The sequence below is a fragment of the Mesorhizobium sp. B1-1-7 genome (genome assembly GCF_006442705.1).
Taxonomy (GTDB): Bacteria; Pseudomonadota; Alphaproteobacteria; order Rhizobiales; family Rhizobiaceae; genus Mesorhizobium; species Mesorhizobium opportunistum.
In genome coordinates this window covers 421,778-436,039 of the sequence record NZ_VFWQ01000002.1, presented here as the reverse complement: position 1 = coordinate 436,039, position 14,262 = coordinate 421,778, and the positions used below count along the sequence as shown (strand labels likewise).

11 protein-coding genes are annotated in these 14,262 nt (G+C 63.8%); 6 read left to right on the top strand and 5 right to left on the bottom strand.

All coding sequences use genetic code 11. The features are described from left to right. Nucleotides 1-25: 25 nt before the first annotated feature. The 4 genes from FJ978_RS04580 to FJ978_RS04565 form a co-directional block, all read right to left on the bottom strand. The gene (locus FJ978_RS04580; RefSeq protein WP_140570592.1) at nt 26-1,054 is read right to left on the bottom strand and encodes a zinc-dependent alcohol dehydrogenase family protein; all 1,029 of its coding nucleotides are present in this window, start codon (nt 1,052-1,054) and stop codon (nt 26-28) included. A 13-nt stretch (nt 1,055-1,067) separates the two neighbouring features. Continuing rightward, nucleotides 1,068-2,855, bottom strand: a complete 1,788-nt coding sequence (locus FJ978_RS04575) for a TRAP transporter large permease subunit (RefSeq protein WP_140570659.1) — start codon at nt 2,853-2,855, stop codon at nt 1,068-1,070. Next, entirely contained in the window at nt 2,855-3,439 is a 585-nt protein-coding gene (locus tag FJ978_RS04570) for a TRAP transporter small permease subunit (protein ID WP_013891567.1), read from the bottom strand. The genes FJ978_RS04575 and FJ978_RS04570 overlap by 1 nt, the downstream gene beginning before the upstream one ends. Nucleotides 3,440-3,622: 183 nt before the next feature. Further along, nucleotides 3,623-4,528, bottom strand: coding sequence for a branched-chain amino acid ABC transporter permease (locus FJ978_RS04565; RefSeq protein ID WP_013891566.1), 906 nt, complete (start codon nt 4,526-4,528; stop codon nt 3,623-3,625). A gap of 146 nt (nt 4,529-4,674) precedes the next feature. Here FJ978_RS04565 and FJ978_RS04560 point away from each other — a divergent pair, with 146 nt between their 5' ends. The 6 genes from FJ978_RS04560 to FJ978_RS04535 all read left to right on the top strand — a co-directional run bounded on the left by FJ978_RS04560 (nt 4,675) and on the right by FJ978_RS04535 (nt 13,219). After that, nucleotides 4,675-5,286 (top strand): CGNR zinc finger domain-containing protein, encoded by a 612-nt coding sequence (locus FJ978_RS04560; protein ID WP_013891565.1) that lies wholly within the window; start codon nt 4,675-4,677, stop codon nt 5,284-5,286. Further along, entirely contained in the window at nt 5,279-5,818 is a 540-nt protein-coding gene (locus FJ978_RS04555; RefSeq protein WP_023765548.1) for a hypothetical protein, read from the top strand. The genes FJ978_RS04560 and FJ978_RS04555 overlap by 8 nt, the downstream gene beginning before the upstream one ends. Nucleotides 5,819-6,035: 217 nt before the next feature. Then, nucleotides 6,036-9,515 (top strand): indolepyruvate ferredoxin oxidoreductase family protein, encoded by a 3,480-nt coding sequence (locus tag FJ978_RS04550; RefSeq protein WP_140570590.1) that lies wholly within the window; start codon nt 6,036-6,038, stop codon nt 9,513-9,515. A 143-nt stretch (nt 9,516-9,658) separates the two neighbouring features. Beyond that, the gene (locus FJ978_RS04545; RefSeq protein WP_140570588.1) at nt 9,659-11,971 is read left to right on the top strand and encodes an EAL domain-containing protein; all 2,313 of its coding nucleotides are present in this window, start codon (nt 9,659-9,661) and stop codon (nt 11,969-11,971) included. Between the two features lie 147 nt (nt 11,972-12,118). Beyond that, complete coding sequence (locus FJ978_RS04540) at nt 12,119-12,898, top strand: hypothetical protein (protein WP_013891561.1); 780 nt, start codon at nt 12,119-12,121, stop codon at nt 12,896-12,898. 171 nt (nt 12,899-13,069) lie between these two features. Beyond that, nucleotides 13,070-13,219: a DUF3096 domain-containing protein gene (locus FJ978_RS04535; RefSeq protein WP_013891560.1), complete on the top strand. Its 150-nt coding sequence runs from the start codon at nt 13,070-13,072 to the stop codon at nt 13,217-13,219. 88 nt (nt 13,220-13,307) lie between these two features. Here the strand turns inward: FJ978_RS04535 and FJ978_RS04530 are convergent, their stop codons facing one another. After that, complete coding sequence (locus FJ978_RS04530) at nt 13,308-14,123, bottom strand: alpha/beta hydrolase (RefSeq protein WP_140570586.1); 816 nt, start codon at nt 14,121-14,123, stop codon at nt 13,308-13,310. Nucleotides 14,124-14,262 lie beyond the last annotated feature (139 nt).

Genomic DNA, 14,262 nt, shown 5'->3' with positions numbered 1-14,262 from the left:
GCGCCAACTCCCGAAAGCTCGCCCTTCAGCCCAAACCCGGCACCACCAGCACCTTGACCTCGCCTGGAGCCGGCGGGCTGGCGATGACGTCAGCCGCCTCTTCGAGCGGCACTTGCCTGGAGATCAGCCGGTCGATCTCGATCGCGCCCGACGCGATCAGCTCGGCGGCGCGGCGATGCGTGTAGGGATTGAGGAAAGAGCCCAGCACCTTGAGTTCCCGGAACAACAGGTCGAAGGGTTCGAATTCCACCTTCATGCCTTGCGGCGTCACGCCGACGATGACGACCGTGCCGCCGGCCCGTGCCAGCCGCATCGACTGCTCGACGGTCTCGCGCACCCCGGCGCATTCGAACACCACGTCAACGCCGCCGGGCACAAGACCGGTTGGCGCAGCGATGGCATCGATCACGTCGCCGGCGGTCGGGTCGACCGTCGCTGTCGCGCCCAACTCCTCGGCGAGTGCGCGCCGTGAAGCCTGCCTTGTCGACAGGATGATGGTCGTGGCGCCGGCCAGCCGCGCCAGTTGCACGGTAAGCAGGCCGATCACGCCGCCGCCGAGCACGACCACCGAACTGCCGGGCTTGATCTCGGCCAGGTCCACGCCATGCAGGCAGCAGCCGAGCGGCTCGCAGAACGCGCCATGTGTCGGCTTCAAACCGGCGGGCAGGATGAAAGCCTGTTTCTGCGGCAGCACGACATAATCGGCAAAGCCGCCGTCGCGGTGGATGCCGATGGCATTGAGATTGCGGCAGAGATTGACCCGGCCGGCATGGCAATGCGGGCACCGCCCGCAGGCGATGTTGGGGTCGCCGGTGACGCGGTCGCCGACGGCAAAGCCGGAGACTTCGGCCCCAACAGCCTCGATGATGCCCGAGAATTCGTGGCCGGGCGTCACCGGCGGCCTGCAAGGAAACTCGCCGTGGAAAAGATGCCGGTCGGTGCCGCAGACGCCACAGGCTTCGACCCGCACCAGAAGATCGTCCAGTCCGGGGACGGGTTTATCGACCTCGCGCAGCGAAATGCTGCCCACCGCTTCCAGCCGCACCGCTCTCATGGCGTCGTTCCCATCAGTTGAAGCTCGGCGGCTGCGAAAGGTCCGGCGTCGGTGTCGCCGGCTTGGCCGGCGGCGAATCGCCGAAACTCGGCGGTTGCGACAGGTCCGGTGTGCCGGGCGCAGCCGGTCCATTGCCGCCATTGGCGGGCGCGCTGCCGCCCTGCGGGGCGCTGAGCGGCGATAGAGAGGGCATTTCCGGCACCTTGTAGTCGATCGTGCCCGCATCGGTCGCCGTGCCCTTGTAGCGCATCACCATTTGCGGGAAGGAGATGGTCAGCCCGATCATGATCACCTGGATCAGGACGAACGGCACCGCGCCCCAATAGATCTGGCCTGTCGTCACCGGCGCGACCTGCTTGCCGGTGAGGCGGTCGAGATAGGGTACCCGCGCGGCGACCGAGCGCAGGTAGAACAGCGCGAAGCCGAAGGGCGGGTGCATGAAGCTGGTTTGCATGTTGACGCCGAGCAGCACGCCGAACCAGATCAGGTCGATGCCGAGCTTGTCGGCCGCCGGCGCCAGCAGCGGCACGATGATGAAGGCCAACTCGAAGAAATCGAGGAAGAAGGCCAGGAAGAAGACGAGGATATTGACGCCGATCAGGAAGCCGACTTCGCCGCCCGGCAGCGAAGTCAAAAGGTGCTCGACCCATATCTGGCCGTTGACGCCGTAGAAGGTCAGTGAGAACACGCGCGCGCCGATCAGGATGAACAGCACGAAGGACGAAAGCCGCGTCGTCGAGGCGAGCGCTTGCTTGATCACATCCAGCGACAGCCGGCCCTTTGCCGCGGCCATCGCCAACGCGCCGACCGCGCCCATGGCGCCGCCTTCCGTCGGCGTGGCGATGCCGAGGAAGATGGTGCCCAGCACCAGGAAGATCAGCGCCAGCGGCGGGATCAGCACGATGACCACCTGCTGCGCCAGCCTGGACATCATGTGGATGTTCAGCCGCCGGTCGGCAATGGCGACGATATAGATCACGATCACGCCGGCCGTGGCGCCCAGAATATCGGCATTGTCGCCATGCGCCGGCGCCAGATAGCGGTACGCCGCGTAGGATATGGCCACCGTTGCCACCAGCGCCACCAGCAGCGACATCACGCCATGACCAAGCGTGCGTGCTTCGAGCGGCAGCGCCGGCATCATCTTCGGCCGGAAGATCGACACGATGAGAATGTAAAACGCGTAGAGCCCCGTCAGCACCAGGCCGGGGATCAGCGCGCCGGCATACATGTCGCCGACCGAGCGGCCGAGCTGGTCGGCAAGCACGATCAGCACCAGCGACGGCGGGATGATCTGCGCGAGCGTACCGGAGGCGGCGATGACGCCGGACGCCAGCCGGCGGTCATAGCCATAGCGCAGCATGATCGGCAGCGAGATCAGTCCCATGGCAATGACCGATGCCGCCACCACACCGGTGGTCGCCGCCAGCAGCGCGCCGACGAAGATCACCGCGTAGGCTAGACCGCCGCGGATCGGTCCGAACAGCTGGCCGATCGTGTCGAGCAGGTCCTCGGCCATGCCCGATCGCTCGAGCACGATGCCCATGAAGGTGAAGAACGGGATCGCCAGCAGCGTGTCGTTCGACATCACCCGGCTGCCGTAGAAATTGTCCGGAAGCGCATAGAGCAGCGGCCAGGCGAGGTTGATCGCACCGCCCGAATAGGGCGTCAGGAGCACGCCGATGAAGAAGAACATCAATCCGTTAGCGGCGAGCGAAAAGGCTACGGGATAGCCGATCAGCATGAACAGGATCAGCGAGGCGAACATGATCGGCGCCATGTTCTGGGCAATGAACTCCATCACGAGCGCACCTCGTCGGCGAGCGCCTTGGCTTCGAGCTCAGCCTGTTCGTGCACGGAAATGAAGGGGGTGGGATCGTCCATGTCGCCGCGTATGATGGCGATCTTCTTGATGATCTCGGAAATGCCCTGCAGCGCCAGCAGGAAAAAGCCGACCAGCAGGATGGCCTTGGCTGGCCAAACGATCAGGCCTCCGGAATTGTTGGACATTTCGCCGCTGTGAAACGACAGCCGCACGTAGGGCACGAAATAGAACACCATCAGCGTCACGAACGGCATCAGGAACAGGAGATGGCCGAGAAGGTCGATCCAGTGCTGCACGCGGCGTGAGAACAGGCCGTAGACGATGTCGATGCGGATATGCTCGTTCTGCTTCAGCGTATAGGCGGCAGCCAGCATGAAGGCGGCGCCGAACAGATACCATTGCAGCTCCAGCCACGCATTCGACGAAATGTCGAAGACCTTGCGGATGACGGCGTTGACCGCGCTCACGAGGATCGCCAGCAGGATCAGCCACGACACCGACTTGCCGATGAATTCGTTGAGGCGGTCGATCGCCCTGGAGAGAGCGAGAAGCCCTGCCATGCATTCCTCCCTTTTATCGGAGGCGTGCCGGCTCCCCTTGTTCCGTCACGCCGCGTGGCCCAACGGTATGCCGCGCGTGGCCGGACGGGTCAACAAGGATGGAGGCAACAAAACAGCATCGATTAAAGCGAGGGCCAAAGACTGGCGGCCTGCCCCGCGTCATGCAACCAAAGTCTGATCGGTTCAGACGACTTTGCTGGTGTCGCGGCCGGCGCCGATCAGCACCAGCATGGCCACCAGGAACAGATACATCCACGCATCGCGCCATTCGATCGGGAAATAGCCGGCCCATAGCGATTCGGCCATGCCGAAAGCCGCCGCGCCCAGCGCTGCCCGTGGCGGCGAGAGATATCCGCCGACCGCCGTCACGAACAGGATCTTCAATCCGTAGACGAGGCCGGAACCGAAGCTGACATTGCCATAGTAGAGGCTGGCCATGACGCCGGCCAGCGCCGCGCATAAGCCGCCGTACAACACGGCGCGCCGGAACACGGTGCGCACGTCGACGCCGCACAGGGCAGCGGCCCCGGGGTCGTCGGAGACCGCGCGCCAGGACCGGCCGAAGCTCGAGCGGGCAAACACCCAGGTGGCGAGTAGAACCGCTGCCAGGACGGCCGCGCAGTCGAGCACCTGGATCAGCGTCAGCGTCGCCTTGAAGCCGGCGCCCTCGGCGAAAACGATGGGCTGGGCCAGCATTGGCGGCAGCCACAGATCATGCGTGTCGGCCGCGATGCGGCTCGCTTCCGATAGCACCAGCAGGATGCCGAGCGTCGTCACCACGATGGCATTGGGCGTGCGGTCGGCCAGCGGCTCGAAGACGCTGCGCGACAGGACATGGCTGATGAGCGCGGCATAGAGCAAGGCCGCCACAACGCCGAGCAGCACCGAAGCCAGCAGCGTCAGCCACAGCACCTGGTAGCCGAAGGCGACGGTCAGGATCATTGCCTGGCCGCAGAAGGCGAACAGCGCGCCATAGGCAAGGTTGGTGCGGTGCAGGATGCCGTTGGTCAGCACGTAGCCGAAGGCAAGCAGCGCATAGAGCGCACCCGAATGCAGCCCGTTCAGCACCTGCTGGAAGAAATAGAGCATGCAAAACCTGCAAAGCATGTCGCCCAAAGCGCACAGCGGTTGGACTGACGGAATGCTCAAGACAAAGGCGACGATAGCTTACCCACAGGAGGTTTGCATCGGTGAATCTAACTTGTCAAATGCGATTTATCGGTTAGATTTTGGGCATGACAGTTGCCTGGACCCCGCATCGCTTCACCGGCGGCCTGCTCGCGCTCGATACGGCGAACACCGTCGTGCTGCGCGGCGATCCCCAGCGCACCTTCGACCGCTTCGACGATCCCGCCGAAATCGCCCGCTTTGCCGAGGCGGCCAGCGGTTTTCGCGCCGACGAGCTTGGCGACAGGCGGCTTGCGGTTTCCTCGCCTGCGGCGATCGCCCCCGTCGTGCTGTCGATCCGCGAGGCGACCGACCGGCTGTTTCGCGGTGCAGTGTCGAAAGGGGTGCTCGCGACCGCGGATATGCCCGGGTTCCTGACGGCCTGTGCCGAGGGCCTGGCTGGCAGCCGGACCGAGATCGGCGCGCCGGGAAGGCCGTTCGGCGACCCTGTGACGCCGATCGCCTTCGAGGCGGCGCTGGCGGTTTCGGCGCTGTCGCTGCTGCGGGACGATACAGTCGCAAGATTGAGGATCTGTCCCAACTGCACCTGGCTGTTCGTCGACAGGAGCCGCAATTCCAGTCGCCTTTGGTGCGACATGGCGGTGTGCGGCAACCGGCAGAAGGCAAGCCGTCACTATCGCCGCCGCCGCATGGCGGCCCATGAGGTCAAGGATGCTTAGAAGGATTTCCCGCTCGGTCGTTGTCGGCGCCATGCTGATCGCCGCCGTTGCGCTCGGCGCCTGCCGGGATACGGGCAAGGATGGCGAAGGCAAGCTGTTCGAGGTTTCGGGCAAGATATTTGTCTTCAACTACCGTCTCGCCCGGGCGACCTATGTCGTCACGCTGCGGCCCTTGCAGCCGATGGGCGAGGGCCAGGTGGCGGTTGCCAGTTTCCAGAATCCGGCCGGCGGTGCGCCTATCGTGGTCGAGCAGAAGGTCTGGCCGAAGCTCGGCAAGGTGAGTCTTGAGAGCCCGGCGCTGACCTGCATCGTCAAGAACAAGCCCTATGCCATCGCCATCAGCATCAAGGGCGCCGACGGTGCGGTCCTGCAGAAGATCGACACCACGCTGATGTCGACGGAAGACCAGTCGATCCTGCCCGACCGGCCGCTGGTCATCGACCAGCTCTATACGGCCAATCCCGACCTCGCCGGCCATCCCGATGGCAAGCTGCCCGGCGAGCCGAAGCCGGATTGTTCGAAAGCCGGCTGACACTTTCCGACCGGCATCGATTTGGCTGGAATTTTCGTGCGTCGTCGCACGATCGGCGCGCTGGTTCGTGCGCGATCCGGCACCTGCCGGACTGTTTGTTGCGCGGCACCCGGTCCCTTCGATTTTGTTTGACCTGACTTGCAAGGGGAGAAAGGATGCGTCATCCGATCCCGACGTTGGCTGCTGCCCCACGCGGCCTTCGCAGAGGAAATGCCTGATGACGCTGCACGATGTCGCGCTCGACGACAAGTTCGATCTCGGGAAGGAGCGCATCTTCCTGTCCGGCGCGCAGGCGGTCATCCGCATGCTTCTGATGCAGCGCGAGCGCGACCGTCGCGCGGGCTTGAACACGGCCGGCTTCGTCTCTGGCTATCGCGGTTCGCCGCTCGGCGGCCTCGACATGCAGCTGTGGAAGGCCAAGAAGCAGCTCGCCGGGGCCGACATCGTCTTCCAGCCGGGCCTCAACGAGGAGCTTGCCGCGACCGCCTGCTGGGGATCGCAGCAGACGGAACTGCTGGGCGAGGGCACCCACGATGGCGTGTTTTCCGTCTGGTACGGCAAGGGGCCTGGCGTCGACCGTTCCGGCGACGTGTTCCGCCACGCCAATCTCGCCGGCTCGTCGAAGCATGGCGGGGTGCTCGCGCTGATGGGCGACGACCACATGGCCGAATCCTCGACCAATGCGCATGCCACCGAATTCCTGTTCGTCGACACCATGGTGCCGATCCTCAACCCGGCGGGTGTCCAGGAGATCATCGACTACGGCCTCTACGGCTTTGCCATGTCGCGCTTTGCCGGCACCTGGGCGGCGATCAAATGCGTCAAGGACAATATCGAATCGACGGCCTCGGTCGATGCATCGCTTGAGCGGCTGAACATCGTCGTGCCGGAGTTCGACATGCCGCCCGGCGGCCTCAACATCCGCCACGAGATCGACATGCTGGGCCAGGAGGAGCGCCTGCATGAACACAAGCGCGCCGCGGCTTCCGCCTTCATCCATGCCAACGGATTGAACCGCATCGTCTATTCGGGCGGCCGCAGCCCGAAGATCGGCATCATCACCCTGGGCAAGAGCTATCTGGATGTGCGCCAGGCGCTGGAGGACATCGGCATCGACGAGGCGGCCGCCAACCGCATCGGCGTGCGGCTGTTCAAGGTCGGCTGCCCCTGGCCGCTCGACCTGCATCACATCGCCGACTTTGCCCGCGGCCTCGATACCATCGTCGTGGTCGAGGAAAAACGCTCGCTGATCGAGGTGCAACTGCGCGAAAGCCTCTACGGCACCGCCTCGCAGCCGGTCATCGTCGGCAAGAAAGACGAGCGCGGTGACTGGCTATTTCCCGCCAAGGGTGCGCTCGATCCCAACGAGATCGCGATTGCGCTCGGCGAGAAGATCGTGAAGACCATTGGTCCGTCGGAAGAGATTTCGGCGCGGGTGGGCAAGCTGCGACAGTTCCAGGCGATGCTTGCGGACGCCACTGACATCGGCTCGCGCACGCCTTTCTTCTGTTCGGGTTGTCCGCACAATTCCTCGACCAAGGTGCCGGACGGCTCGATCGCCGCCGCCGGCATCGGCTGCCATTTCATGGCGCTGTGGATGGACCGCAACACGCTCGGCTTCACGGCCATGGGCGGCGAGGGCGCGCAATGGGTCGGCCAGGCGCCGTTCTCCAAGCGCGACCACATCTTCCAGAATCTCGGCGACGGCACCTACAACCATTCCGGCACGCTGGCGATCCGCTTCGCCCTGTCGAGCGAAGCCAACATCACCTACAAGATCCTCTACAACGACGCCGTCGCCATGACCGGCGGCCAGCCGCATGAGGGTGGCCTGACCGTCGACATGATCGCCAGGCAGGTGCGGGCAGAGGGTGTCGACCGCATCGCCATCGTCACCGACGAGCCCGACAAATATGCGGGCAAGGTCGAATTCCCCGCCGGCGCATCCATCCATCACCGCGACGACCTAGACCTCGTCCAGCGCGAGCTGCGCGACGTCAAGGGTGTCTCGATCCTGATCTACGACCAGACCTGCGCGGCCGAAAAGCGCCGCCGCCGCAAGCGCGGCACCTTTCCCGATCCCGACAAGCGCGTCTTCATCAACGAGCTGGTCTGCGAAGGGTGCGGCGACTGCGGCGTGCAGTCGAACTGCGTCTCGATCCAGCCGGTCGAAACCGAATTCGGCCGCAAGCGCAAGATCGACCAGTCGAGCTGCAACAAGGACTTCTCCTGCGTCAACGGCTTCTGCCCCTCCTTCGTCACCGTGCACGGCGCCAAGATCAGGAAGGCCGAAGGCTTGGCCGGCAAGGCCGATCCGCTCGACGGGGTGCCGACACCGGCCGAATTCCCGCTGGGCTCCGAGGGCTGGGCGGCGATCATCGACGGCGTCGGCGGCACCGGCGTGGTCACCGTCGGTGCAGTCCTCGGCATGGCCGCCCATCTCGAGGACAAGGGCTGCGGCATGATCGACATGGCCGGCCTCGCCCAGAAGGGCGGTTCGGTGTTTACCCATGTGCGCATCGCCCGCACGCCGGACGACATCCATGCCATCCGCGTTTCGGCGGGCAAGGCCGACCTGGTGCTTGGCTGCGACCTCGTCGTGTCGGGCGCCAAGAAGGTGCTGACGGCGGTGCGCGAGGGCCATACGATCTTTCTCGCCAACACCGCCGAGATCATGCCCGGCGAGTTTGCCCGCTCGGCCGATTTCTCGCTGCCCATCGAGCGCCTGAAGAAGGCGATCCGGAGCGCGGCCGGCGACGACAAGGCGCATTTCTTCGACGCCACCCGCACCGCCACCGCTTTGTTCGGCAACTCGCTCGGCGCCAACATGTTCATGCTCGGCTTCGCCTTCCAGCATGGCGGCCTGCCGCTGTCGGCCGAGGCGGTCGAAAGGGCGATCGAACTCAACGGCGAAGCCGTGGCGATGAACATCGCCGCCTTCCGCTGGGGCCGCCGCGCGGCGCACCAGCCGGATTTCGTGCGTGGCCTCGTCGCCCAGCCGGGCAAGGCCGGACAGGCCGCCCCGGTCGCGCAGACGCTGGACGAGATCATTGGCCGCCGTGTCGCCTTCCTGACCGCCTACCAGAACGCCGCCTACGGCAAGCGTTATGCCGACAGCCTGGCCCGCCTGCGCGCTGCCGAAACGAAGGCCGTGCCGGGTTCGACCGCCGTGACCGAGGCCGCGGCCAGGAACCTGTTCAAGCTGATGGCGATCAAGGACGAGTACGAGGTGGCGCGGCTTTACACCGATGGGTCCTTCGCCGCCGAGCTTGGCAAGCAGTTCCAGAGCTACGAGAAGCTCGAATTCCATCTCGCGCCGCCGATCATGGGCCGGCGCGGCAATGACGGCAAACCGAGGAAATCGAGCTTCGGCCCCTGGATGATGAAGGGGTTTCGCCTGCTTGCGGCGCTCAAGGGCCTGCGCGGCACCGCTTTCGACCTGTTCGGATACACCGGCGAGCGGCGCATGGAACGGCAGCTTTTGGCACGGTATGAGAGCGATCTCGATCTTGTCGCCAAGTCGCTGGCGCCGGGCAAGGTCGAGGCTGCGACCGCCCTCGTGTCGGTTCCGGCACTCATCCGCGGTTATGGCCATGTCCGGCAGGCCAGCGCCGAAAAGGCCGCTGGCGAGCGCCAAAGGCTCCTCGAACGCCTGTCAGCCGCCTCGAAGCGGCCGGAACTCCAGGCCGCCGAATGACGGATACGGCTTGTTTACCTGAACCGCATTTTCCCGGCTTTCCCTGGCGTCAACTCCCTTGACCGCGAGCGAGCGTCCGCCCCTCTAAATGTTTCTTAAGGCGAATATGGCACTGCTTGGCTCCCAAGGGTTGGGATTCAGGCGTGAATCTGAGAAAAAAGAACGAGATCCCGGTCGACGTCTACATTCCGTTCGTGGAAACCCTGTTTCGCGACGGATTGACGCTTTCGATCGGATTCTTTGCCCAGACCCTGCTGGTGGTGCTCGTCTACTGGAAGACCAGGGACCCGGCTTACCTTGCGGTGACGTTTGGTTTCCTGACCGTCGCCTTCCTGCGCTTGCGCAACATCCGCAAGTACCGGCATGCGCCGACGCCCAAGAGCTGGGAGGAGGCCCGCCGGCGCGAGAACGACTATATTTTCTACGGCTCCATGCATGGTTTCATGCTGGGAACCTTCTGTTTCGTCGGCATCTATCTCGCCTATGACGGGTTTGCCGAGATCGCCGCGGTCTGCGTGACGCTGGCGTCGGCCACGTCCATCGCCGGCCGAAACTATGGTTCGCCCAGGATGGTGATGATCTTCATCATGACCATGACCTGGCCGATCTCTCTCGGCTTCATCCTGCGCGGCGACCCCTACCATTTCATCCTTGGCCTGCTTTCGGCGCCCTTCCTGTTCGCCATCAAGCGCTTCGCCGATCTGGTCCGCGAGGTGCTTTTCGCGGCGCTGTCGGAGGAAAAGAAGGCAAACCGCCTCGCCCAGCGTTTCAACCGGGCGCTCAACACCATGTCGCACGGCCTTGTCATGCTCGGCCCGGACGGCCGGGTGGCGGTCGCCAATGCCGAGGCCGCGCATTTGATGTCGCTCAAATCGGCCGACGCGCTGCTCGGACGATCGATCCACGGTCTCCTGATGCGCGGCGTCGCCGGCGGCATGCTGGCGCCGAAAGACTGCCGCTACATCGAGGCCCAGCTGACCCGCGCGCTGCGCGAGGGCCGCGACCGCAAGGTTCTGGTTTCCCTCGCCAATGGCCAGCATTATGAATTCTCGGCCCGCGAGGGCAGCCAGGAACTGGGGGTCATCACCTTCGAGGACGTGACGGCGCGCGTCGAGGCGGAAGACAAGATCCGCTTCATGGCGCGCTACGACAATCTCACCGGCCTGCCCAATCGCGCCTATTTCCATGAACTGATCGGCGAGGCGATGGCTTCGGGCGACCGCGATCGTCTCTGCGGCCTCGCGGTGCTCGACCTCGACGATTTCAAGAGCGTCAACGACACGCTTGGGCATCCGATCGGCGATGGGTTGATCTATGCGGTCGCCGAACGTCTTGCCGCCGTCGCCGGGCAAGGCATCACCGTCAGCCGTTTCGGCGGCGACGAGTTCATGGTTTTCTTCGACCGCATCGAGGATGAGAGCCACCTGACCATCCAGATCGATGAGATCTTTGCCGCGTTGCAGGGCGAAGTGGACGTCGCCGGCCACGGGCTGCGCATCCAGGCCAGTGGCGGCGCGGTGCTGTCGCGGGTCAGGGACAGCGATGTCGACGCGATGATCGTCAAGGCCGACCTGGCGCTCTACAAGGCCAAGGAACTCGGCAAGAACGGCTGGCGCCTGTTCGAGGCGGCGATGGATGCCGCGTTCCGCAATCGCCAGCTGATGAAGGCTGACCTGCGCAGCGCCGTGGAAAGCAAGGGCCTGCGGGTGGTCTACCAGCCGATCGTGGCGATGAGCACCATGCGCATCGCCAGCTGCGAGGCGCTGTGTCGCTGGGACCATCCCGATCTCGGACCGGTCTCACCCGGCATCTTCATTCCGCTGGCCGAGGAAATGGGCATCATTTCGGAAATCAGCACCTTCGTGCTGCATGCGGCCTGCACCGAATGTGCCAAATGGCCTGACCAGACCAGCGTCTCGGTCAACCTCTCCGCCAAGGATTTCCGCAGCCGCGACGTCATCCAGAAGGTTCGCGATGCCTTGGCAAGCTCCGGTCTCGCTGCCGGCCGGCTGGAGATCGAGGTCACCGAAACGGCGCTGCTCGACGACAAGTCGCTGACGCGCCAGTATATCGAGGAGCTGAAGCAGATCGGCGTGCGCATCGCGCTCGACGACTTCGGCACCGGCTATTCGAGCCTGAGCTACCTGCACAAGCTGCCGCTCGACAAGATCAAGATCGATCGCTCCTTCCTCATGGACGTCACCCAGAACTCCCGTTCCCTGGAGCTGCTCAAGGGCATCGTCAATCTTTCGCGGCCGCTGGGGCTTTCGGTAACGGTCGAAGGCGTCGAAACCTTCGAACAGCTCAAGATCCTGGCGCTCGAGGTCAAGCCGGATCTCGTGCAGGGCTTCCTGTTCGGCTCCGCGCTCAGCGCGTCCGGTATCGAGACCATGTCGACCACGGTCTGGCCCTTTGCCAAGGAGATCAAAAGCGCCAAGAGGGCATCCCGCGGCTAGTTTGCGGGACGGATGCTTTTGATTTTAGTAAAATTTTACCGATTGTTAACCTTAACGTTCGGTAAACAGTGCCCGAATCATTTTCATCTTTACATCCCGTGGTCTCGTCGTAGGGTTGAAACGCGGCGGCATTTACGGGGAAAGTCCATGGACGCGCATTTGACAGCGCTTCGCCAGGTGGCGGGCGTGAGCGAAGAAAATTCGCCCGACAACATGTCGAGCTTTGCCCGAAACATCTCCGCGATGTTGGAGCGCACTGAATATCGCCGCTGCGACAAAGGCGAAGACCTCGAAGACATCTATAGGTTGCGCTACAAATCCTATCGGTTGAGCGACATGGTGCCGGAGAATCCGGACCATATTATCCACGACGAACTGGATGAAGCCGAGAACTGTTCGAAGTTCGGCATCTACATTGACGGCGACCTGGTCAGCACGCTGCGCATCCACCATGCCTGCCACGAGACGCCGCAGTCGCCTTCCACCACGGTTTATGGTGACATCCTGCGGCCAATGCTTGCCGCCGGCGCGCATTTTGCCGATCCGAGCCGCTTTGCCGCCGACCCGGACTGGTCGAGGGTTTATCCGCAGATTCCTTATCTCACGCTGCGCCTTGCCGGCATGGCCTGCTTCTACTTCGATGCGCCCTACTGCCTTTCCACCATCCGGCCTGAGCATGCGGGCTTCTATCGCCGCATCTATTGCTCCGAGCAGATCGGCGAATTGCGCGACTATCCGGGACTGAACTACAAGGTCGTGCTCTACCGCGCCAACGTCAACGCAATCCGCGAGCGCTCCTTCTCCCGGTTCCCCTTCTTCCGCTCGACGCCGCTGGAGCAGCGCATGCTGTTCGAGACGCCTGGTGCGGGCGAACTGGCACCGCTGACCATCCTGCCGACGGCAAAGTATTTTCGCGAAGCCGCCTGAGGTCTCGCGACCGACGCCGTGCGATTTTTCCCGACATCCGTGGAGCTTCCAGGCGGTTTCCGCGTTCTGGGTGACGGCGGGCGCGCCGGGAATGTGCGCCAGCGGCTGTCGCGTCGTTATCGCGTGGGCCATACAATCGTCGACCAGACAGGGTCGAAAGGAGTTTCCCATATGACCGTTTCAACGCTCGCGCTCACGCCGCTGATCTCCTTGATAGCCGGCGTGCTGATCCTCGTGATGCCACGATTGTTGAACTACATTGTCGCGATCTACCTGATCATCGCCGGCCTGCTTGGATTGTTCCCGCACCTCGCCGGCTGAAGCCGGCGCAATTTCAGGAAAATGTAAGGCGGGTTTCCCGATAAAAGCGCATAGCGCTTGCCCTTGGGAATTGCGTCAGCATTAACTCTCAGCCAGCGAAGAAGCGTAGCGCTGCGGCGACGATGGCCTCCGGCCTGTCCTCCTGCATGAGATGGCCGGAACCGGGGACGAGGGTCAAGGCGCAATCCGGCAACATGGCCGCGAGCTTTTGGCCGCTTTGCGGCGATATCCAGCGGTCGTCCTCTCCCCACAGCAAAGCGACGGGGCAGCGGAGTTCACCGTAGAGCGGTTCGACCTCGTCGGTGAAACGCGGGTCCATCTGGGCGATCTGCCGATAGAAAGCCGGCTGGCCAATAGGCCCGGTCCAAGGCGCGATGTAGGGTTCCAGTTCGCTGTCCGACAGAGGCCTGGCCGCAGCGCCCGAAACATACGCCTTCAGGATCGCCACCTGTATGTAGTCAGGCACGCCGGCGAAGGCGGCCTCATGTCGTCGGACATGCTGAACGAAGGGCGAGCCCCATGGCCGCACCGCCACCGGGTCGATCAAAAGCAACCTGTCATAGTCACGGCCGTCGATCAGGTGCGCGCGTAGCGCCGTGGCGCCGCCGAAATCATGGGCGATGATCTTGGGTCGATCGAGCTTCCAAAAGGCCAGCATCGCCGCCAGCGCCTCGTTCTGGATGCCCAGCGAAACATCCTGGCCTTCCCGTTTGGTGGATCGCCCATATCCGGGAAGATCGTAGAAATACAGCGTATGCTCGCGCGCCAGTTCCGGTGCGACGCGATGCCAGACATGCGAGGAGAACGGCGTGCCATGCACGAGCACGATCGGAGGGCCTGAGCCGGCGGTCCCCCACGCAATGGCAGTGCCGTTCCAGTCAAATGTCTGTATGGGCGTGGTCATGGCGCTTCACCACCGGCTGTTCATCCGGCGACGATACTCCCCCGCGACAACGTCCAGAACCGCCAAATTCTCACAGCAGCTTCAACGGAGCTGACACATGATGCCGGCAGTTTCAATTTTCCCTTGAGGCAGTTGTCGG

Excerpts from the sequence above, each read along its gene's own strand:
- FJ978_RS04550 (WP_140570590.1), top strand. The coding sequence starts at position 6,036 with ATGACGCTGCACGATGTCGCGCTCGACGACAAGTTCGATCTCGGGAAG.
- FJ978_RS04570 (WP_013891567.1), bottom strand. The coding sequence starts at position 3,439 with ATGGCAGGGCTTCTCGCTCTCTCCAGGGCGATCGACCGCCTCAACGAA.
- FJ978_RS04575 (WP_140570659.1), bottom strand. The coding sequence starts at position 2,855 with ATGGAGTTCATTGCCCAGAACATGGCGCCGATCATGTTCGCCTCGCTG.
- FJ978_RS04530 (WP_140570586.1), bottom strand. The coding sequence starts at position 14,123 with ATGACCACGCCCATACAGACATTTGACTGGAACGGCACTGCCATTGCG.
- FJ978_RS04580 (WP_140570592.1), bottom strand. The coding sequence starts at position 1,054 with ATGAGAGCGGTGCGGCTGGAAGCGGTGGGCAGCATTTCGCTGCGCGAG.
- FJ978_RS04540 (WP_013891561.1), top strand. The coding sequence starts at position 12,119 with ATGGACGCGCATTTGACAGCGCTTCGCCAGGTGGCGGGCGTGAGCGAA.
- FJ978_RS04555 (WP_023765548.1), top strand. The coding sequence starts at position 5,279 with ATGCTTAGAAGGATTTCCCGCTCGGTCGTTGTCGGCGCCATGCTGATC.
- FJ978_RS04565 (WP_013891566.1), bottom strand. The coding sequence starts at position 4,528 with ATGCTCTATTTCTTCCAGCAGGTGCTGAACGGGCTGCATTCGGGTGCG.
- FJ978_RS04535 (WP_013891560.1), top strand. The coding sequence starts at position 13,070 with ATGACCGTTTCAACGCTCGCGCTCACGCCGCTGATCTCCTTGATAGCC.
- FJ978_RS04560 (WP_013891565.1), top strand. The coding sequence starts at position 4,675 with ATGACAGTTGCCTGGACCCCGCATCGCTTCACCGGCGGCCTGCTCGCG.